Genomic DNA, 20,959 nt, shown 5'->3' with positions numbered 1-20,959 from the left:
TGGTTAAGGAATGTACGCCGGCCAGTGTAATGCAAGAAACGGGCGCGGCGTAGTGGATTGCACTGACAACTACAGGGAAGTGTTCTTTTAGCGCAGGCGTTCGGCCAGCCAGACGCCGATATCGTTGATTTCCTCCGGCAGTACCGCGTGCTCCATCGGGTATTCCTTCCACTCGGTGGCAACGCCCCACTGCTTGAGGTGCTCATAGGCGCTGCGGCCCATGGCCGGCAGTACCACTGGGTCATAGACGCCGTGCAGGCACAGCGCCGGTGTGCGCTGCTGACAGGCGCTCAGTTGGCGCTCCTGGATAAAGGTTGGCGCATAGGTCGACAGGGCGATCACCCCGCCCAAGGCTTCTTGCCACTTTATATAAGCGGTGTGCAGTACCACCGCGCCACCCTGGGAAAAACCGGCAAGGACAATGCGTGCCAGGTCGATGCCTTTTGCCTGCTCGGCTTTTATCAGCGCGATCACCTGATCCGCCGACTCCTGTAGCTGATCTTCATCGATCGCCCGCGCCGGGGTCATGGCCTTGATGTCGTACCAGCTGGGCATTTCATAGCCACCGTTGATGGTCACCGGGCGGGTAGGTGCCTGGGGCATGACGAACCGGGTGGTCAGCAAGACTTCCTGCAGGGCTTCGGCCACCGGCATGAAGTCGTAACGGTCGGCCCCAAGGCCGTGCAACCAGATCACACAGGCGTCTGTGGTTTTTTGTGGTTCAAGAATCAATGGGTGGCTCATGACTGCTCCGAAAAAGTGCGCGCGCTCTTGTTTGCGTGCATGAAATGAAGGCGCGTCGGGTAAATCCGGGAAAAACCTGTCGCAACGCTGCAAGTTTCCCTCTTGACGGGAACTGAATCGCTTTAGCCGCTCAGTGTGGTACGCGCTTTGCTATGAAACTCCTGATGCGAGGTTACACGTTTTGGACGGTAACACCCGTTAGCGGTCCCCAAGGCTGTCACAGAACAGCGCATTGCGCCAATTGACCCAAAAACAAGCCAACACGGGTCGGATGCGCCTCATAAGGGTGCGGTGCAATCCCGGCTCAACACAATAAGAGCAAGACTGGAGGTTTGAATGAAGATGTTGAAATCCACCCTGGCAGTGGTTACCGCTGCTACCGTGCTGGGTATCAGTGGTATCGCACAAGCAGGTGCGACCCTGGACGCCGTGCAGAAGAAGGGCTTCGTTCAGTGTGGCGTCAGTGATGGCTTGCCGGGCTTCTCGGTTCCGGATGCCAAGGGCAACATCGTCGGGATCGACGCAGACGTCTGCCGCGCAGTGGCCGCAGCCGTGTTCGGTGATGCCACCAAGGTCAAGTTCAGTCAGCTCAACGCCAAGGAGCGCTTCACCGCGCTGCAGTCCGGCGAAGTCGATGTACTGTCGCGTAACACTACCTGGACCAGCTCGCGTGACGCTGGTATGGGCTTGGTGTTCGCCGGTGTTACCTATTACGACGGAATCGGCTTTCTGGTTAACAAAAAGCTTGGTGTTTCCAGCGCCAAAGAGCTGGACGGTGCAACCATCTGCATCCAGGCCGGTACCACCACTGAACTCAACGTCTCCGACTACTTCCGTGCCAATGGCCTGAAGTACACCCCGATCACCTTCGATACCTCCGATGAAAGCGCCAAGTCGCTGGAATCCGGCCGTTGCGACGTGCTGACCTCGGACAAGTCGCAGCTTTACGCACAGCGCTCCAAGCTGGCCGCCCCGACGGAATACGTGGTACTGCCAGAAACCATTTCCAAGGAACCGCTAGGCCCAGTGGTACGCAAAGGCGATGAAGAGTGGTTCAGCATCGTCAAGTGGACCCTGTTCGCCATGCTCAATGCCGAAGAAATGGGCGTCACTTCGAAGAACGTCGAGGCGCAAGCCAAGTCCACCAAGAACCCTGACGTGGCCCGGATGCTCGGCGCCGACGGTGAGTACGGCAAGGACCTCAAGCTGCCGAAGGACTGGGTTGTGCAGATCGTCAAGCAGGTCGGCAACTACGGCGAAGTCTTCGAGAAGAACCTGGGTAAGGAAACCCCGCTGCAGATCGATCGCGGTCTGAACGCCCTGTGGAACAACGGCGGCATCCAGTACGCACCACCGGTGCGCTGATGGCTGCACCCTGTGGCGGCGAACGGCCGTCGCAGGGTGTTCGGTTCCCTTTTTTCCGGGGCATTACATGCAAAATTCAATCGGCGCACCCAAGGGCCTGTCCCTGAGCGATCCACGTGTGCGTGCGTGGCTATTTCAGATTCTCACCATTGTCTTTGTGGTCGGCCTGGGCTGGTACTTGTTCCACAACACCCAGACCAACCTGCAGCACCGGGGCATCACCTCGGGTTTCGACTTTCTTGAACGCAGTGCCGGTTTTGGTATCGCCCAACACCTGATCTCCTACACCGAGCAGGACAGCTATGCACGAGTATTCGTCATCGGCTTGCTCAACACGTTGCTGGTGACCTTTATCGGCATCATCTTCGCGACCCTGCTGGGGTTCATCATCGGTGTGGCCCGTTTGTCACCGAACTGGATGATCAACAAGCTCGCCACCGTGTATGTCGAGACTTTCCGTAACATCCCACCGCTGTTGCAGATCCTGTTCTGGTACTTTGCGGTGTTCCTGACCCTGCCGGGACCGCGGGGTAGCATCAACATCAATGATGCCTTCTTTATAAGCAACCGCGGCGTGAACATGCCCGGCGCTTCCATGGCCGATGGATTCTGGCCATTTGTTGTAAGCCTGGTGTTGGCGATCATCGCCATTGTGCTGATGGTGCGGTTGGCCAACCGGCGCTTTGAGGCCACTGGCGAGCCGTTTCACAAGTTCTGGGTTGGTTTGTTTCTGTTTTTCGGGATACCGGCGCTGAGTGTGTTGATGTTCGGCAGCCCTGTTCACTGGGAAATACCGCAACTCAAGGGCTTCAACTTTGTCGGTGGTTGGGTGTTGATCCCGGAACTGCTGGCCCTGACCTTGGCCCTGACCATCTACACCGCAGCGTTTATCGCTGAAATCGTGCGTTCGGGGATTCGTTCGGTGAGCTATGGCCAAACCGAGGCGGCGCGCTCGCTGGGGCTGCGTGAAGGGCCAACGCTGCGCAAGGTGATCATTCCCCAGGCGCTGCGGGTGATCATTCCACCGTTGACCAGCCAGTACCTGAACCTGGCGAAGAACTCGTCGCTGGCGGCTGGTATCGGTTATCCGGAGATGGTGTCGTTGTTCGCGGGGACTGTACTCAACCAGACCGGTCAGGCTATCGAGGTGATTGCCATCACCATGAGCGTTTACCTGGCGATCAGCATCAGTATTTCTCTGCTGATGAACTGGTACAACAAGCGCATTGCGCTGATCGAACGGTGAGGACACGCGCATGACAACCCATGTTTTCAAACCCGATATGCCGCCGCCAGTGAAAACCGTTGGTGTGCTGGCGTGGATGCGCGCCAACCTGTTCTCCAGCTGGCTCAACACCCTGCTTACGTTGTTGGCCTTGTACCTGGTCTGGCTGATCGTGCCGCCGCTGCTGCAATGGTCGATCTTTGACGCCAACTGGGTCGGCACCACCCGTGCCGACTGCACCAAGGAAGGTGCCTGCTGGGTGTTCATCCAGCAGCGTTTCGGTCAGTTCATGTATGGCTACTACCCGAGTGAACTGCGTTGGCGCGTTGATCTGACCGTGTGGCTGGCGGTGATCGGTGCGGCGCCCTTGTTCATTGCGCGCTTCCCGCGCAAGGCGATCTATGGCCTGAGCTTCCTGGTGCTGTACCCGATTGTTGCTTACACCCTGTTGCATGGCGGCTACCTGGGCCTGGACACGGTGCCGACCAACAAATGGGGCGGGCTGATGCTGACGCTGGTGATCGCCACCGTGGGTATCGTCGGCGCCTTGCCGTTGGGCATTTTGTTGGCGCTGGGGCGGCGTTCGAACATGCCGGCGGTGAAGGTGGTGTGTGTGACCTTCATCGAGTTCTGGCGAGGCGTGCCGCTGATCACCGTGCTGTTCATGTCGTCGGTGATGTTGCCGTTGTTCCTGCCTGAAGGCATGAGCTTCGACAAGCTGTTGCGGGCGATGATCGGGGTGATCCTGTTCCAGTCAGCGTACATCGCCGAAGTGGTGCGCGGTGGCTTGCAAGCCATTCCCAAGGGCCAGTACGAAGCGGCCGCAGCAATGGGCCTGGGCTACTGGCGTGCGATGGGCCTGGTGATTCTGCCGCAAGCCCTGAAGCTGGTGATTCCTGGCATCGTCAACACCTTCATTGCCCTGTTCAAGGACACAAGCCTGGTGATCATCATCGGCCTGTTCGACCTGCTCAATAGTGTCAAACAAGCCGCTGCCGACCCGACCTGGCTGGGCATGGCGACCGAGGGCTATGTGTTCGCCGCCCTGGTTTTCTGGATTTTCTGTTTCGGTATGTCCCGCTACTCCATGCATCTGGAGCGCAAGCTGGACACAGGCCACAAGCGTTAGGAGTATTCCCATGAGTGAAGCGATCAAACAGCCTGTGAGCCCTGAAGGCATTATTCAGATGCAGGGCGTGAACAAGTGGTACGGCCAGTTCCACGTGCTCAAGGACATCAATCTCAACGTGCGCCAGGGCGAGCGAATCGTTCTGTGTGGCCCGTCGGGATCGGGCAAATCCACCACCATTCGCTGCCTCAACCGTCTGGAAGAGCATCAGCAGGGCCGCATCGTGGTCGATGGTGTGGAGCTGACCAACGACCTCAAGCAGATCGAAGCGATCCGCCGTGAAGTCGGCATGGTATTCCAGCATTTCAATCTGTTTCCGCATCTGACCATCCTGCAGAACTGCACCCTGGCACCAATGTGGGTGCGCAAGCTGCCCAAGCGCAAGGCCGAGGAAATCGCCATGCACTACCTGGAGCGGGTGCGGATTCCGGAGCAGGCCAACAAGTTTCCTGGGCAGCTGTCTGGTGGTCAGCAGCAGCGTGTGGCGATTGCCCGGGCGCTGTGCATGAAGCCGAAGATCATGTTGTTTGATGAACCCACCTCGGCGCTAGATCCGGAGATGGTCAAGGAAGTACTCGACACCATGGTCAGCCTGGCGGAAGACGGCATGACCATGCTCTGTGTGACCCACGAGATGGGTTTTGCCCGCACCGTGGCGAACCGGGTGATCTTTATGGACAAAGGCGAGATCGTTGAACAGGCGGCGCCGGACGACTTCTTCGACCGGCCGCAGAACGAGCGGACCAAGTTGTTTCTTAGTCAGATTCTGCACTGACACTATTGGGGCTGCTGCGCAGCCCTGATTTTAACGGATCACTCTTCTTCTTTGGCCGCTGGTGCAGGCGGTGGACGCAGGCCGATCTCAGCGGTCAGCTTCAGCTCTTTGCCATTGCGCATAACCTGGATCGCCACCTTGTCGTTGGGTTTGATCCGCGCCACCTGGTTCATCGAACGACGACCGTCACCGGCCGGTTCGCCGTTGATGCTGAGGATCACATCACCCAGCTGCAGGCCGGCCTTCTGCGCCGGACCGTCGCGGAAGATGCCCGCCACGACGATACCCGGACGCCCTTGCATGCCGTACGACTCAGCCAGTTCCTGGCTCAGCGGCTGCACTTCGATCCCAAGCCAGCCACGGATCACCTGACCGTGCTCGATGATCGACTTCATCACTTCCAGGGCCAGTTTGGTCGGAATGGCAAAGCCGATGCCTTGGGAGCCACCAGACTTGGAGAAGATCGCCGTGTTGATACCGGTCAGGTTGCCGTTGGCATCCACCAGTGCACCACCGGAGTTGCCCGGGTTGATCGCCGCGTCGGTCTGAATGAAGTCTTCATAGTTGTTCAGGCCCAGCTGGTTGCGGCCGGTGGCGCTGATGATGCCCATGGTCACCGTCTGGCCGACACCAAAGGGGTTACCGATGGCCAGGGCGACGTCGCCGATATGAATGCTGTCGGAGCGGCCGATGGTGATCGACGGCAGGTTCTTCAGATCGATTTTGAGCACCGCCAGGTCGGTTTCCGGGTCGCTACCGATCACCCGTGCCAGGGTTTCGCGACCGTCCTTGAGTGCCACCACGATCTGATCGGCACCGGAGGTCACATGGTTGTTGGTCAGCAGGTAGCCTTCCGGGCTCATGATCACCGCCGAGCCCAGGCTCGACTCCCAGCGCCGTTGCTTGGGCAGGTTGTCGCCGAAGAAACGGCGGAACTGCGGATCTTCGAACAGCGGGTGAGCGGTCTTGTTGACCACCTTGGTGGTGTACAGGTTGGCTACCGCGGGGGCGGCAATGCTCACCGCGTCGGCATAAGACACTGGGCCCTGCATGATGCGCGAGGTTTGCGGTGCCTGTTGCAGGTTGACGTCCTGGCTGGGCAAACCGACCCATTGCGGAAAGCGCTGGATGATCAGCATGGCGATCAACACGCCGACCAGCAGCGGCCAGCCAAAGTAACGCAAAGCCTTGAACATTGAACGAATCCTGGGAGTGGGCAGAGGGCCGTATAACTGCGTGGGAGCGAGCGCGCGCGATCATACTGCGGCAGAAGCCGTGCAGGAACTGTTAAATCGCGTCGAGCCATTGCTACAGCGTGCGGGCCCCCAGGCAACCGCCGTCGGTTTCCCCAAACCCGGCGACGGCCCATAATGGCGGTCATTATACGGGGCCTTGTGCCGCGCTGAACTGCGAATTTGAGGAGTCTTTTCATGGCTGTTGCCCTGAGCACCCTGGTCGAGGAAGCCGAACGCTACCTTGGCAGCGCAAAAATCCAGGATTACTGCCCTAATGGCCTGCAGGTAGAAGGGCGGCCGCAAGTCACCCGCATCGTCAGTGGCGTCACGGCCAGCCAAGCGCTGCTGGACGCGGCGGTCGAAGCCGATGCCGACCTGGTGCTGGTGCACCATGGCTATTTCTGGAAAGGCGAGAACCCGTGCATCACCGGCATGAAGCAACGTCGTCTGAAGACCTTGCTCAACAATGACCTGAGTTTGCTGGCCTATCACCTGCCACTGGATCTGCACCCGGAAGTGGGCAACAACGTCCAGTTGGCGCGCCAGCTCGACATTACCGTCGAGGGCCCGCTCGACCCGGACAACCTGCGTGTCGTCGGCCTGGTCGGTTCATTGGCCGAGCCGATGTCGGCGCGCGACTTTGCCCGCAAGGTGCAAGAGGTCATGGGCCGCGAACCGCTGTTGATCGAGGGTGATCAAGTCATTCGCCGGGTTGGCTGGTGTACCGGTGGCGGGCAGGGCTACATCGATCAGGCGATTGCTGCCGGTGTCGACCTGTTCCTCAGTGGCGAAGCGTCGGAGCAGACCTTCCACAGCGCCCGGGAAAACGGCATCAGTTTTATCGCCGCCGGTCACCATGCCACTGAGCGCTACGGCGTGCAGGCATTGGGCGACTATCTGGCCCGGCGTTTCGCCCTGGAGCACCTGTTTATCGACTGTCCGAACCCGATCTGAGGCTAAAACGGCAGGGCATATTCTTATACTGTTTCGTTCTAGTTGGCTGCCTGGATAGACTCGAGTGCTGTGATAAAGTGACCCGCTCGAACACGGCCCGCTGGCCGTCCATAAGATCGTATATCCGTGAGTAGCCATGGTCGACAAACTGACGCATTTGAAACAGTTGGAGGCGGAGAGCATCCACATCATTCGTGAGGTGGCCGCTGAGTTCGATAACCCGGTGATGCTGTACTCGATCGGCAAGGATTCGGCCGTGATGCTGCACCTGGCACGCAAAGCCTTCTTTCCGGGCAAGTTGCCGTTTCCGGTGATGCACGTCGACACCCAGTGGAAATTCCAGGAGATGTACAGCTTCCGCGACAAGATGGTCGAGGAAATGGGCCTGGAGTTGATCACTCACGTGAACCCGGACGGCATTGCCCAGGGCATCAACCCGTTCACTCACGGCAGTGCCAAACACACCGACATCATGAAGACCGAGGGCCTCAAGCAGGCGCTCGACAAGTACGGCTTCGATGCTGCCTTCGGTGGTGCGCGGCGCGACGAAGAGAAGTCGCGGGCCAAAGAACGTGTGTACTCGTTCCGCGACAGCAAGCACCGCTGGGACCCGAAAAACCAGCGCCCGGAGCTGTGGAACGTCTACAACGGCAAAGTCAACAAGGGCGAATCGATTCGCGTCTTCCCGCTGTCGAACTGGACCGAGCTGGACATCTGGCAGTACATCTACCTCGAAGGCATCCCGATTGTGCCGCTGTACTTCGCTGCCGAGCGCGAAGTGATCGAGAAGAACGGCACCCTGATCATGATCGATGACCAGCGCATCCTTGAGCACCTCTCGGATGAAGAAAAAGCCCGCATCGTCAAAAAGAAAGTTCGCTTCCGTACCCTTGGCTGCTACCCGTTGACGGGGGCGGTGGAGTCCGAGGCCGAAAGCCTTACGGACATCATTCAGGAAATGCTCCTGACCCGTACGTCCGAGCGTCAGGGCCGAGTCATCGACCACGATGGCGCAGGCTCGATGGAAGACAAAAAACGTCAAGGCTATTTCTAAGTTAGGGTCAGACCATGTCGCACCAATCGGAATTGATCAGCGAGGATATCCTCGCTTACCTGGCCCAGCACGAACGTAAAGAACTGCTGCGCTTTTTGACCTGCGGGAACGTTGATGACGGCAAGAGCACCCTGATCGGGCGCCTGCTGCACGACTCGAAGATGATCTACGAAGACCATCTGGAAGCCATCACCCGCGATTCGAAGAAAGTCGGCACTACCGGTGACGATATCGACCTGGCGTTGCTGGTCGACGGCCTGCAGGCTGAGCGGGAGCAGGGCATCACTATTGATGTGGCCTACCGCTACTTCTCCACCGCCAAACGCAAATTCATCATCGCCGACACCCCAGGCCACGAGCAGTACACCCGCAACATGGCCACCGGTGCCTCCACCTGTGACCTGGCGATCATCCTCGTCGATGCCCGTTACGGCGTGCAGACCCAGACCCGTCGCCACAGCTACATCGCTTCCCTGTTGGGCATCAAGCACATCGTCGTGGCGGTGAACAAGATGGACCTCAAGGGCTTCGATGAGGGCGTGTTCGACAGCATCAAGGCCGACTACCTGCAGTTTGCCGAAGCCATCAACATGGCCCCGAGCAGCCTGCACTTTGTGCCGATGTCGGCGCTCAAGGGCGACAACGTGGTCAACCGCAGCGAGCGTTCGCCGTGGTACACCGGCCCGGCGCTGATGGAAATCCTCGAGACCGTTGAAGTGGCTGCCGATCGCAACTTTACCGACTTGCGTTTCCCGGTGCAGTACGTCAACCGTCCGAACCTGAACTTCCGTGGCTTTGCCGGCACCCTGGCCAGTGGCGTGGTGCACAAGGGCGACGAGATCGTCGTGCTGCCATCGGGCAAGAGCAGCCGGGTCAAATCCATTGTCACCTTCGAAGGTGAGCTGGAAAACGCCGGCCCAGGCCAGGCCGTGACCCTGACCATGGAAGATGAAATCGACATCTCCCGTGGCGATCTGCTGGTACATGCCGACAACGTTCCGCAGGTAACCGATCAGTTCGACGCCATGCTGGTGTGGATGGCTGAAGAGCCGATGTTGCCGGGCAAGAAATACGACATCAAGCGCGCCACCAGCTATGTGCCGGGCTCGATTGCCAGCATCGCTCACAAGGTTGATGTGAACACCTTGGAGCAGGGCGCTGCCAGTGCTCTGCAACTGAATGAAATCGGCAAGGTCAAGGTCAGCCTCGACGCGCCGATCGCCCTGGACGGCTATGACAGCAACCGCACCACCGGTGCCTTCATTGTCATCGACCGCCTGACCAACGGCACCGTGGGTGCCGGCATGATCATCGCGCCTCCGGTAGTGCCACACGGCACCGTCGGTCAGCACGGCAAGCTGGCTCACGTTGACACTGCAGAGCGTGCCCTGCGTTTTGGCCAGCAACCGGCCACCGTGCTGTTCAGCGGCCTGTCGGGCGCGGGCAAGAGCACCTTGGCTTACGCGGTGGAGCGCAAACTGTTTGACATGGGCCGTGCAGTGTATGTGCTCGATGGCCAGAACCTGCGTCACGACCTGAACAAAGGTCTGCCACAGGACCGTGCCGGGCGTACCGAGAACTGGCGTCGTGCTGCTCACGTGGCGCGTCAGTTCAACGAAGCTGGCCTGCTGACCCTGGCTGCCTTCGTTGCCCCGGATGCCGAAGGCCGTGAACAGGCCAAGGCCCTGATCGGCAAGGAGCGTCTGATCACCGTATACGTCCAGGCCTCGCCAATGGCCTGCCGTGAACGCGACCCGCAGGGCTTGTATGCTGCTGGTGGCGACAACATCCCTGGCGAAAGCTTCCCGTATGACGTGCCGCTGGATGCCGACCTGGTGGTCGATACCCAGAACGTCAGCGTGGAAGAGGGTGTCAAGCAGGTGCTGGAGCTGCTGCGTAAGCGTGGCGCGATCTAAGCATTGCGGATGAACAAAAAACCCCACCTTGGTGGGGTTTTTTGTTGTCAAGACAAAAGTACCTGTGCAGGTGGTGAAGTATATGTTTACCGCAGTATTTTTCAGCTGAGCCGTATTTTGAAATCTCATTGAATAAATGATGAGGTTCGCAATGCCTGTTAAGTACACCAACTTTCAGAGCACAGGCTCAATGCTCCTACCCCCTAATCAAACGCTTTCGCCAGGTCAGTTTCTGAGATCCGAAAATGGAAGATATTATTGCCGCTTGAGATCTGACGGAAACTTAATGGTTGAGCAGGATGGAAAACTGATCTGGGTGGCTGATGCTAGATAGCCGTTCAGTAAGACTGATCAATAGAAAGAAGATGCGCGAAAAAACACACTTTGTAGTGAGTAACTCTGGTTATTTATATGATTCTTCCAGAGGAAGGTTATAGATAGCCGAGAGCACTCATGCGAGTGATAAAACCTATTGGTACAATAACTGCCTGGTTCTTCGGGATGATGGGAGTCTGGTCATATATGATCAGCGATCAGTTGATGTCCGTTGGGCGCGGACCGATTTTGTTCCAGGACGGATCCCAAAACCTAAGCCTTACAAAGAGCTCTTTAATTTTTCAGTCTATACTTGGGATTTTTAGTTGTCTCTGTTGCACAGTTGCATATTTTTGTCCATATCACATTTGAATTGTCGTTCGTAAAGTGGTTCGGTTAGCGTAAATCGTCCATTGCTGCATGCGGACAAGGTAATTGTGATAATAATCAATATATATCGTTTGGTGTCACTGCCTCGCGCCGGGAGGGTGCAATGATCTCTCGGTGCGAGTAGTGAGGAAATATCTATGCTTCCCATTTCACTGTAGGCCAAAGCGGCTTTTACGTAAGATGTCACTCTCCCGGTGAGCATGAGTATCTACAAATGTTTTTCCAGATGGTCGTGTTTGTATTCAAATATGCTTCTCCGACACCGGAATCACCCGCTTCTCCTTCACCGCCTTGAACGAGAAGCTCGAGTAGATCTCCTTCACCCCTGGCAAGGTTTGCAGCACCTCCCTGGCAAACTCACCAAACGACTCCAGGTCCCGCGCCAGAATCTCCAGCAAGAAGTCATAACGCCCAGAGATGTTGTGGCAGGCGACGATCTCGGGAATTTCCATCAGCCGCTGCTCAAAGGCCCGGGCCATGTCTTTGGAATGCGAGTCCATCATGATGCTGACGAACGCCGTCACGCCAAAGCCCAATGCCTTGGGTGAAAGCACGGCCTGGTAGCCGGTGATGTAGCCGTTCTCTTCAAGCAGTTTGACCCGCCGCCAGCACGGCGAAGTGGTCAGCGCGACAGTATCGGCCAGCTCGGAAATGGTCAGTCGCGCGTTGTCTTGCAGGGCCGCCAATAGGGCGCGGTCGGTACGGTCGATGGCGGTAGGCATGATTTGCCCTCCGTGGCCTGAATTCGTGGTTTTCTTGTTAATAACCACCGTCAGCAGTGGTTGTATTTGGAAAAAAATCAGCACCTCAGTGGCATAAGCTTATAACAAACCACAAGAGGCTGTTGTCATGAGCGGCTCCACCAAGGATTCAGGTTTTGCTACCCGTGCCATCCACCACGGTTACGACCCATTGGCCAACCACGGCTCACTGGTTCCGCCGGTCTACCAGACCGCCACGTTCGCATTTCCTACGGTTGAGTACGGCGCAGCCTGCTTTGCCGGCGAGCAGGGCGGATATTTCTATACACGTATTTCCAACCCCACTCTGGCCTTGCTGGAAGAGCGCATGGCTTCGCTTGAGGGGGGGGAAGCCGGGCTGGCACTGGCGTCGGGAATGGGCGCGATCACTGCCACGTTATGGACCCTGCTACGACCCGGTGATGAAGTGTTGGTTGGGCGTACCTTGTATGGTTGTACCTTTGCCTTCCTGCACCACGGTATCGGTGAGTTCGGGGTCAAGGTCCGGCATATCGATATGACCGACCTGCAAGCGTTGGAAAACGCGATCAGCGAACACACCAAAGTGATCTACTTCGAAACCCCGGCCAACCCGAACATGCAGATGGCCGATATCGCCGCGGTAGCGAAACTTGCCCACCAGCGCGACATCACCGTGGTGGTCGACAGCACCTACTGCACGCCGTACCTGCAGCGCCCGCTGGAACTGGGCGCCGACCTGGTGGTGCATTCGGCGACCAAATACCTCAGCGGCCATGGCGACATTACGGCCGGCCTGGTGGTCGGGCGCAAGGCGCTGGTTGATCGGGTGCGACTCGAAGGGCTCAAAGACATGACCGGCGCGGTCATGTCACCGCAAGACGCCGCGTTGCTGATGCGTGGCATGAAAACCCTGGCCTTGCGCATGGAACGCCATTGCAGCAACGCCCAGACAATTGCTGAGTACCTGCTGCAGCATCCTGCAGTGGAGCTGATCAATTATCCCGGCCTGACCAATTTCCCTCAATACGATTTGGCCCAGCGGCAGATGCGTTTGCCTGGCGGCATGATCGCCTTCGAACTCAAGGGCGGGATCAGCGCCGGTCGCCGCTTCATGAATGCCCTGCAGTTGTTCAGCCGTGCCGTCAGTCTCGGCGATGCTGAATCCCTGGCCCAGCACCCGGCAAGCATGACCCATTCCAGCTATACCCCTGAGGAGCGTGCGCAATACGGCATCTCCGAAGGTTTGGTCCGGCTGTCGGTCGGTCTTGAAGATATCGAAGACCTGCTGGCCGATATCGAGCAGGCCCTCAAGGCCTGTGCCTGAAACCGCCAAGGAAGAGGTCAACGCAATGGTGGCAATGATGAGCCTTGTGTCAGGTGAGGGTGTACCGCAGCGCCTCGGTGACGATCCACAGGCTGACAGTGATCCGGGTGAAACCGCCGAATGGCTCGACGCTCTGGATTCGACCCTGCAGCACTGCGGCCCTGAACGCGCGCGGTTTCTGCTTGAACAGCTAGAAGCTCATGCCCGCGAACTGGGCGTGGAGCGCGGCGTGCAGGCTTTTTCGGCGTACCGCAATACCTTGTCTGTGGAGCAGCAGGGGGGCTACCCCGGCGATCTGGAGCTTGATGAGCGGATCACCAGCCTGCTGCGCTGGAACGCCCTGGCCATGGTGATGCGCGCCAACCACGCCTATGGTGACCTGGGCGGGCACATCGCCAGTTATGCCTCGGCAGCGGAAATTTTCGAGGTCGGCTTTCAGCATTTCTTTCGCGGTGAGTCCGGGGCCGGGCCACGAACCGCCGACCTGGTGTTCTTCCAACCGCATTCGGCGCCAGGCATTTATGCGCGGGCGTTTCTTGAAGGGCGGCTCAGTGCCGAGCAATTGGCCAGTTACCGCCAGGAGGTCGCAGGCAATGGCCTGTGCTCTTACCCGCACCCTTGGTTGATGCCCGATTTCTGGCAATTTCCAACAGGGTCAATGGGCATCGGGCCGATCAATGCCATCTACCAGGCGCGCTTCATGCGCTACCTGCACAACCGCCAACTGCTCGACACCAGCGCCCGGCATGTCTGGGGCGTGTTCGGTGACGGCGAGATGGATGAACCGGAATCCATTGCCGGCCTGACCCTGGCGGCGCGTGAACAGCTGGATAACCTCACCTTTGTGGTCAACTGCAACCTGCAGCGCCTGGATGGCCCGGTACGTGGCAACGGTCAGATCATTCAGGAGCTTGAGGCACTGTTCAGTGGTGCTGGCTGGAATGTGATCAAGGTGCTCTGGGGCTCGGAGTGGGATGCATTGTTTGCCCGCGACAGTGAGCACGTCTTGTTACGTCAACTGGCGGCGACACCCGATGGCCAGTTCCAGAACCTCGGTGCCAAGGACGGCGCCTACAACCTTGAACACTTCTTCAACCAGCATCCGGCCCTGCAGAAACTGGTCGAACACATGGGCTCTGCCGAGATCAACGCGCTCAAGCGCGGTGGTCACGATTTTCGCAAGCTGTACGCCGCCTTCGCTGCGGCCAAGGCCTGCAAAGGGCGGCCGACGGTGATTCTGGCCAAGACCAAGAAAGGTTATGGCATGAGCAGCGCCGGTGAGTCGCGGATGACTGCACACCAGGCCAAGAAGCTCGACGTGCAGGCTTTGCTGGCGTTTCGTGATCGCTTTCATCTACCGCTCAGCGACACTCAGGTCGAGCAACTGCAGTTTTACCGCCCGGCCGACGACAGCCCGGAAATGCGTTATTTGCGTGAGCGCCGCACAACACTCGGAGGCCCATTGCCTGCTCGACGCGCCGACGCTCCCTCGGTACCGGTGCCCGCGCTGGAGACGATGGGCGGTTTTGCCTTGCAGGCTGATGGCAAGGAAATGTCCACCACCATGGCTGCGGTGCGCATGCTCAGCGCTTGGCTAAAGGCACCGGAACTGGGGCCGCGCGTGGTGCCGATCGTCGCCGATGAGGCGCGTACCTTCGGCATGGCCAGCCTGTTCCGTCAAATCGGCATCTACTCACCTCAGGGCCAATGCTATGAGCCTGAGGACGCCGGCTCGCTGCTGTCGTACAAAGAAGCCCGCGATGGCCAACTGCTTGAAGAAGGCATTACCGAGGCAGGGGCGATTTCCTCCTGGGTCGCAGCGGCAACTTCCTACGCGGTACACGGTGAGCCGATGCTGCCGGTGTACATCTATTACTCGATGTTTGGCTTCCAGCGTGTCGGCGACCTGATCTGGGCGGCCGCCGACCAGCGTGCCCGCGGTTTGCTGCTGGGCGCTACGGCCGGGCGCACGACGTTGGGCGGGGAGGGTTTGCAGCACCAGGATGGTTCGAGCCTGGTGATGGCCTCGATGGTGCCCAACTGCCGGGCCTGGGAGCCGTGCTTTGCCGGCGAGCTGGCGGTGATTCTCGAGCATGCCGCGCGGCGCATGCTCAGCGAGCAGCGCGACGAGTTTCACTATGTGGCGATCATGAACGAAAACTATCCACAGCCTTCCCTGCCAGCGCAGGTGCATGAAGAGGTGTTGCGCGGCATGTACCGTTATGTCGAACAGCGGGTAGCGGATGCTCAAGGGCAGGTGCGCTTGCTTGGCTCGGGTGCGATTTTGCGCGAGGTCATTGCTGCCAGTGAGTTGCTGGCCAGTGATTGGCAGATTGCGAGTGAAGTGTTCAGCGTCACCAGCTTCAGCGAATTGGCGCGAGAGGCGCGGGATGTTGATCGCGCCAGTCGGCTAGGGCAGGGCCATGTTGAGGTCAGCCATGTCGAGCGCTGCCTGAACGGCAGTGCGCCGGTGATTGCCGCCACTGACTACGTGCGTGCCTGGCCACAGTTGATTGCGGAGTATGTGCAGGCGCCTTACACCACGCTGGGTACCGATGGTTTTGGCCGCAGTGATACCCGTCAGCAGTTACGGCGGTTTTTCGAAGTGGACCGCTTCAGTATCGTGCTGGCCAGTTTGCATAGCCTGGTGCGTCAGGGTGGGCTTGAGCGGCGAGTGCTGGATCAGGCCTTGGAGCGTTATGGCCAAAGGGCGGGCGCGGCGCCTTGGAACGGCTAGCAGCGGCCACCAACTCCTTGGTCATCTCCACCGAATGCAGGGGCGAACAGAGAAAGCCCTTGGCCGATTGATCTCGAGATTCCGTGAAGAACCATAAAAAAACCCCGCCAATCGGCGGGGTTTGTGTTTTCAGCGCTTGAGCCCGTAATGCTCATCGAGCATGCCTGGCGAGTTCGGCGCTTTTGGTGCGTAGTCGCGTGGCACCTCGGTGTCCTTGGGTGGAGTCAGGCGATCACGCGGAGCCTGGGCCGCTTCCGAGTGCAGTGAGGCCAGCAGGCGCTGGCGGGTCAGTTCGTCCAGGGCCAGGCGGTTGGCGCCTTCGGCCAGGTGGTCCTGAACTTCCTGGTAACTTTGAGTCAGTTTCTTGACCAGTGCAGCCGTGCTGTTGAAGTGGGTAACCACCTCATTCTGGTAGCTGTCGAAGCGTTCCTGGATATCATCCAACTGCCGCTGGGTGCTGCTCGGCGCGGCATTGGGCAGCAGACGGGCGACCAGGAAACCAACGACGACACCCACGACGAGGGCCAGGGTCGGCAACAACCAAACTAAGAGCGAGAGTTCCACGAGTCCTTCCTCTATAAACGGCTTTGCTTTACGTTAACGGCTCGGACCTGCGCTGTATACCGCGAACGATCGCAAATATCTCAGACAGAATCATTCAGCTAGACGAGTCGACCCTTTCCGAGGTCACGGAGTTTATCCTTGCTTATCCGCGAAACCCCCGTATTCATCGATGGCCCGGTCGGCCAACTGGAAGCCCTGTACCTGGATGTCGCCGAGCCACGCGGCGTGGTGCTGCTGTGTCACCCCAACCCGGTGCAGGGCGGGACCATGACCAACAAAGTGGTGTCGATGCTGCAACGCACTGCCCGCGATGCCGGTTACATTACCTTGCGCTTCAATTACCGCGGCGTCGGCGCCAGTGCCGGCAGCCATGACATGGGCAGCGGTGAAGTGGACGATGCTCAGGCCGCAGCTACCTGGCTGCTGGCACAGCATGCAGATCTGCCCCTGACGCTGATGGGTTTTTCCTTCGGTGGCTTTGTCGCCGCCAGCCTTGGCGGCCGCCTGGAGGCTCAGGGAGTGGCGCTCAAGCAACTGTTCATGGTCGCCCCAGCGGTGATGCGCCTGAAGGATCACGACGCCTTGCCACAGGCCTGCGCCCTCAGCGTGATCCAGCCGGAAACCGACGAAGTGATTGATCCGCAGCGGGTCTACGACTGGTCTGACGCACTCACGCGCCCCCATGAGCTGCTGAAAGTGGCAGAATGCGGACACTTTTTCCATGGCAAGCTCACCGACCTCAAGGAACTGGTGCTGCCGCGCCTTTCGAACTGATACAAGCCTGATAAGCGATTACCCATGACTACGCGCATCCTTACCGGTATCACCACCACGGGCACGCCTCACCTGGGCAACTACGCCGGTGCCATTCGCCCGGCGATTCTCGCCAGCCGTGAGCCAGGTGTCGACTCGTTCTACTTCCTGGCCGACTACCACGCCCTGATCAAATGCGATGACCCGCAGCGCATCCAGCGCTCGCGTCTGGAAATCGCCGCGACCTGGCTGGCCGGTGGCCTGGACCCGGAACGAGTGACTTTCTATCGCCAGTCCGACATCCCCGAAATTCCCGAGCTGACCTGGCTGCTGACCTGCGTCGCGGCCAAGGGCTTGCTTAACCGTGCACACGCCTACAAAGCCTCGGTGGACAAGAACGTCGAGAGCGGTGAAGACCCGGATGCCGGCATCAGCATGGGCCTGTACAGCTATCCGGTGCTGATGGCCGCCGACATTCTGATGTTCAATGCCAACAAGGTGCCGGTCGGTCGTGACCAGATCCAGCACGTGGAGATGGCCCGCGACATCGGCCAGCGCTTCAACCACCTGTTCGGCCAGGGCAAGGAATTCTTTGCCATGCCCGAAGCGCTGATCGAAGAGAGCGTGGCGACCTTGCCAGGTCTTGACGGGCGCAAGATGTCCAAGAGCTATGACAACACCATCCCGTTGTTCACCAGCGCCAAGGACATGAAAGATGCCATCTCGCGTATCGTCACCGACTCGCGCGCTCCGGGTGAAGCCAAAGACCCGGACAACTCGCACCTGTTCACCCTGTTCCAGGCCTTCGCTACCCTGGCACAAGCCGACGAGTTCCGCAGTGAACTGCTGCAAGGGCTGGGCTGGGGCGAAGCCAAGCAGCGTTTGTTCCAGTTGCTCGATGGCCAGTTGAGCGAGCCTCGCGAGCGTTATCACCAGCTGATCAGCCGTCCGGCCGATCTTGAAGACATCTTGCTGGCCGGTGCGCAAAAAGCCCGCAAGGTGGCCACGCCGTTTCTTGAGCAACTGCGTGAAGCGGTTGGCCTGCGTTCGTTCCGCAGCATCGAGCAGGGGCCTGCCCAGGTGAAGAAGAAGGCGGCCAAGGCCGCGCGCTTTGTCAGCTTCCGTGAAGACGACGGCAGCTTCCGCTTCCGCCTGCTGGCCGCCGACGGCGAGCAATTGCTGCTGTCGCGCAATTTCGCCGATGGCAAGACTGCTGGCGCGGTGAGTAAGCAGTTGCAACAGGGCGGTGAGCTGGACGTGCGTGCTGAAGGCCTGGGCTTCAGCCTGTGGCTGGAAGGTCAGTGCGTTGCCGACGGCCCGGAGCTTGCCGATGAGGCTGCACGCGATGCCGCTATCGACAGCCTGCGTGTAGCGTTGCAACCGCAGCAAGACTAAACGGTCTGACGCAAGTCTGATTGCCATTCTCCAGGGCCGTCGCTACAGTGACGGCCCGTTTTTGTTACCTTGCTAACGAATTATGACGCCCCTAGAACGATATCAAGCAGATCTGAAACGTCCCGAATTCTTCCATGATGCGGCGCAGGAAACAGCGGTGCGTCATCTGCAGCGCCTGTACGACGATCTGATCGCGGCGCAGAACAACAAGCCTGGCGTGTTCGGCAAGTTGTTCGGCAAGAAGGCGCAGGCACCGGTCAAAGGCTTGTATTTCTGGGGTGGGGTAGGGCGCGGCAAGACCTACCTGGTCGATACTTTCTTCGAGGCGCTGCCGTTCAAGCAGAAGGTGCGGACGCACTTCCATCGCTTCATGAAGCGCGTGCATGAGGAAATGAAAACCCTCAAGGGCGAGAAGAACCCGCTGACCGTCATCGCCAAGCGTTTTTCCGACGAGGCGCGCGTTATCTGCTTCGACGAATTCTTCGTCTCCGACATTACCGACGCGATGATCCTCGGCACCTTGATGGAGGAGCTGTTCAAGAACGGCGTGACCCTGGTGGCCACCTCCAACATCGTTCCTGATGGCTTGTACAAGGACGGCCTGCAGCGTGCACGCTTCCTGCCGGCGATCGCCCTGATCAAGCAGAACACCGAAATCGTCAACGTCGACAGCGGCGTCGACTATCGCCTGCGTCACCTGGAGCAGGCCGAACTGTTCCACTTCCCGCTGGATGCTGCGGCACACGAAAGTTTGCGCAAGAGCTTCAAGGCGCTGACGCCAGAGTGTACCCAGGCGGTGGAAAACGATGTACTGATGATCGAAAACCGTGAAATCCGTGCCTTGCGCACCTGTGATGACGTCGCCTGGTTCGATTTCCGTGAGCTGTGCGACGGCCCGCGTAGCCAGAACGATTACATCGAACTGGGCAAGATCTTTCATGCCGTGCTGCTTAGCGACGTTGAGCAGATGAGCGTGGCCACCGATGACATCGCCCGGCGTTTCATCAACATGGTCGACGAATTCTATGACCGCAACGTCAAGCTGATCATCTCGGCTGAAGTTGAGCTCAAGGATTTGTACACCGGGGGTCGCCTGACCTTCGAATTCCAGCGGACCCTCAGCCGTTTGCTGGAAATGCAATCCCACGAATTCCTGTCGCGGGCGCATAGGCCATAGAAGCAGCTGCAAGTTTCAAGCTTCAAGCTTCAAGCTGCAAGTGGAGGCAAGCAATACGCGATCAGCTCTTGATCTTACTTGCCGCTTGAAGCTTACAGCTTGCAGCTGAGGAGGCCCTTAGGCCTCCTGCATAAACTGCTGCCGATACTGATTCGGCGACAACTCCGTGTGCTGTCTGAACAACCGGGCAAAGAAACTCGCATCGTCATAACCGACCTCGTAGCTGATGGTCTTGATGCTTTTGCGCGTGCCTGACAGCAAGCCCTTGGCCGTTTCGATGCGCAGGCGTTGCAGGTAATGCAACGGCTTGTCACCGGTCGCGCTCTGGAAGCGACGCATGAAGTTGCGGATGCTCATGCCGTGATTGCGCGCGACATCTTCGAAACGGAACTTGTCGGCAAAGTGTTCTTCAAGCCACTGCTGGATCTGCAGGATGATCAGATCCTGGTGCAGCTTCTGGCCACCAAATCCCATACGCCCCGGGGTGTAGTTGCGCTGCACCTCGTAGAGGATGTCGCGGGCGACCGCCTGGGCAACATTGGCGCCGCAGAAGCGCTCAATCAGGTAGATGTACAGGTCGCAGGCCGAGGTGGTACCGCCTGCGCAATAGAGGTTGTCGGCGTCGGTCAGGTGCTTGTCCTGATTCAGGCTGACATTGGGGAAGCGTTCGGCAAACTGGTTGAAGAAGCGCCAGTAGGTAGTCGCTTCCTTGCCATCAAGCAGGCCGGCCTCGGCCAGCCAGAATACACCACTGGCTTCGCCGCAGAGCACCGCGCCGCGGGCGTGCTGTTCGCGTAACCAGGGCAAGACCTGTGGGTAGCGCTGGCAGATGGCATCGAAATCGTCCCAGAAGGCCGGCAGGATGATCACATCGGCCTGTTCCAGGCCGCTGTCCACCGGTAGCAGGACATCACTGAAGCTACGCACCGGCTCGCCGTCAGGGCTGACCAGGCGAGTCTCGAACATGGGTTTCAAGCCCAGGCCCAATTGTTTGCCGTAGCGCAAGCTGGCCAGGTGGAAGAAGTCTTTGGCCTGCATCAGCGTGGAAGCGAAGACGTTGTCGATGGCCAGGATACTGACGCGGCGCAAGGAGGCGCTGGGTTGGGTAAACATCATTTTCTTTATTCTTATAGGGTAGAGTGGTCAATCACCGGCTGGATCGTCTTATTTTTTGGCCGTTGTGTC

At 58.9% G+C, this 20,959-nt stretch carries 17 protein-coding genes; 12 read left to right on the top strand and 5 right to left on the bottom strand.

The features are described from left to right. Positions 1–87: 87 nt before the first annotated feature. A complete protein-coding gene (locus ACQRAX_RS12805) occupies positions 88–744 on the bottom strand; it encodes an alpha/beta hydrolase (protein ID WP_412039829.1) in 657 nt (218 codons plus the stop codon). 336 nt (positions 745–1,080) lie between these two features. On the opposite strand from ACQRAX_RS12805, the gene ACQRAX_RS12800 reads away from it, so the two are divergent. The 4 genes from ACQRAX_RS12800 (at position 1,081) to ACQRAX_RS12785 (ending at position 5,238) form a co-directional block, all read left to right on the top strand. Further along, the gene (locus ACQRAX_RS12800; protein WP_412039828.1) at positions 1,081–2,109 is read left to right on the top strand and encodes an amino acid ABC transporter substrate-binding protein; all 1,029 of its coding nucleotides are present in this window, start codon (positions 1,081–1,083) and stop codon (positions 2,107–2,109) included. Between the two features lie 67 nt (positions 2,110–2,176). Then, positions 2,177–3,355, top strand: coding sequence for an amino acid ABC transporter permease (locus ACQRAX_RS12795; protein ID WP_412039827.1), 1,179 nt, complete (start codon positions 2,177–2,179; stop codon positions 3,353–3,355). Positions 3,356–3,365: 10 nt separating this feature from the next. After that, entirely contained in the window at positions 3,366–4,463 is a 1,098-nt protein-coding gene (locus tag ACQRAX_RS12790; protein WP_412039826.1) for an amino acid ABC transporter permease, read from the top strand. Positions 4,464–4,473: 10 nt separating this feature from the next. Continuing rightward, positions 4,474–5,238 (top strand): amino acid ABC transporter ATP-binding protein, encoded by a 765-nt coding sequence (locus tag ACQRAX_RS12785; RefSeq protein WP_412039825.1) that lies wholly within the window; start codon positions 4,474–4,476, stop codon positions 5,236–5,238. Positions 5,239–5,276: 38 nt separating this feature from the next. Here the strand turns inward: ACQRAX_RS12785 and algW are convergent, their stop codons facing one another. Next, a complete protein-coding gene (gene algW, locus ACQRAX_RS12780) occupies positions 5,277–6,434 on the bottom strand; it encodes a Do family serine endopeptidase AlgW (RefSeq protein WP_412039824.1) in 1,158 nt (385 codons plus the stop codon). 234 nt (positions 6,435–6,668) lie between these two features. Here algW and ACQRAX_RS12775 point away from each other — a divergent pair, with 234 nt between their 5' ends. The 3 genes from ACQRAX_RS12775 to cysN all read left to right on the top strand — a co-directional run bounded on the left by ACQRAX_RS12775 (position 6,669) and on the right by cysN (position 10,397). Beyond that, positions 6,669–7,427, top strand: a complete 759-nt coding sequence (locus ACQRAX_RS12775; RefSeq protein ID WP_412039823.1) for a Nif3-like dinuclear metal center hexameric protein — start codon at positions 6,669–6,671, stop codon at positions 7,425–7,427. A 136-nt stretch (positions 7,428–7,563) separates the two neighbouring features. Continuing rightward, a complete protein-coding gene (gene cysD / locus ACQRAX_RS12770; protein ID WP_045183597.1) occupies positions 7,564–8,481 on the top strand; it encodes a sulfate adenylyltransferase subunit CysD in 918 nt (305 codons plus the stop codon). Between the two features lie 14 nt (positions 8,482–8,495). Further along, positions 8,496–10,397: a sulfate adenylyltransferase subunit CysN gene (cysN, locus tag ACQRAX_RS12765; RefSeq protein WP_412039822.1), complete on the top strand. Its 1,902-nt coding sequence runs from the start codon at positions 8,496–8,498 to the stop codon at positions 10,395–10,397. A 947-nt stretch (positions 10,398–11,344) separates the two neighbouring features. Here the strand turns inward: cysN and ACQRAX_RS12760 are convergent. Next, a complete protein-coding gene (locus tag ACQRAX_RS12760; RefSeq protein ID WP_412039821.1) occupies positions 11,345–11,824 on the bottom strand; it encodes an Lrp/AsnC family transcriptional regulator in 480 nt (159 codons plus the stop codon). Between the two features lie 127 nt (positions 11,825–11,951). Here ACQRAX_RS12760 and ACQRAX_RS12755 point away from each other — a divergent pair, with 127 nt between their 5' ends. Both ACQRAX_RS12755 and mdeB read left to right on the top strand, forming a co-directional pair. After that, complete coding sequence (locus tag ACQRAX_RS12755) at positions 11,952–13,148, top strand: methionine gamma-lyase (RefSeq protein ID WP_412039820.1); 1,197 nt, start codon at positions 11,952–11,954, stop codon at positions 13,146–13,148. Between the two features lie 37 nt (positions 13,149–13,185). Continuing rightward, the gene (gene mdeB / locus ACQRAX_RS12750) at positions 13,186–15,885 is read left to right on the top strand and encodes an alpha-ketoglutarate dehydrogenase (RefSeq protein ID WP_412039819.1); all 2,700 of its coding nucleotides are present in this window, start codon (positions 13,186–13,188) and stop codon (positions 15,883–15,885) included. Positions 15,886–16,014: 129 nt separating this feature from the next. Here mdeB and ACQRAX_RS12745 read toward each other — a convergent pair whose 3' ends face one another. Beyond that, a complete protein-coding gene (locus ACQRAX_RS12745; RefSeq protein ID WP_412039818.1) occupies positions 16,015–16,449 on the bottom strand; it encodes a YhcB family protein in 435 nt (144 codons plus the stop codon). Between the two features lie 138 nt (positions 16,450–16,587). On the opposite strand from ACQRAX_RS12745, the gene ACQRAX_RS12740 reads away from it, so the two are divergent. The 3 genes from ACQRAX_RS12740 to zapE all read left to right on the top strand — a co-directional run bounded on the left by ACQRAX_RS12740 (position 16,588) and on the right by zapE (position 19,774). Next, a complete protein-coding gene (locus ACQRAX_RS12740) occupies positions 16,588–17,223 on the top strand; it encodes an alpha/beta hydrolase (RefSeq protein ID WP_412039817.1) in 636 nt (211 codons plus the stop codon). 24 nt (positions 17,224–17,247) lie between these two features. Beyond that, positions 17,248–18,597: a tryptophan--tRNA ligase gene (locus ACQRAX_RS12735; protein WP_412039816.1), complete on the top strand. Its 1,350-nt coding sequence runs from the start codon at positions 17,248–17,250 to the stop codon at positions 18,595–18,597. Positions 18,598–18,679: 82 nt separating this feature from the next. Next, entirely contained in the window at positions 18,680–19,774 is a 1,095-nt protein-coding gene (zapE, locus tag ACQRAX_RS12730) for a cell division protein ZapE (RefSeq protein ID WP_412039815.1), read from the top strand. 117 nt (positions 19,775–19,891) lie between these two features. Here the strand turns inward: zapE and ACQRAX_RS12725 are convergent, their stop codons facing one another. Then, positions 19,892–20,788: a GlxA family transcriptional regulator gene (locus ACQRAX_RS12725; protein ID WP_177327773.1), complete on the bottom strand. Its 897-nt coding sequence runs from the start codon at positions 20,786–20,788 to the stop codon at positions 19,892–19,894. Positions 20,789–20,959 lie beyond the last annotated feature (171 nt).

Source organism: Pseudomonas sp. UM16 (assembly GCF_050312595.1).
GTDB lineage: Bacteria > Pseudomonadota > Gammaproteobacteria > Pseudomonadales > Pseudomonadaceae > Aquipseudomonas.
The sequence above is the reverse complement of the archived record's forward strand: the minus strand, read 5'-3'. Positions and strand labels throughout refer to the sequence as shown.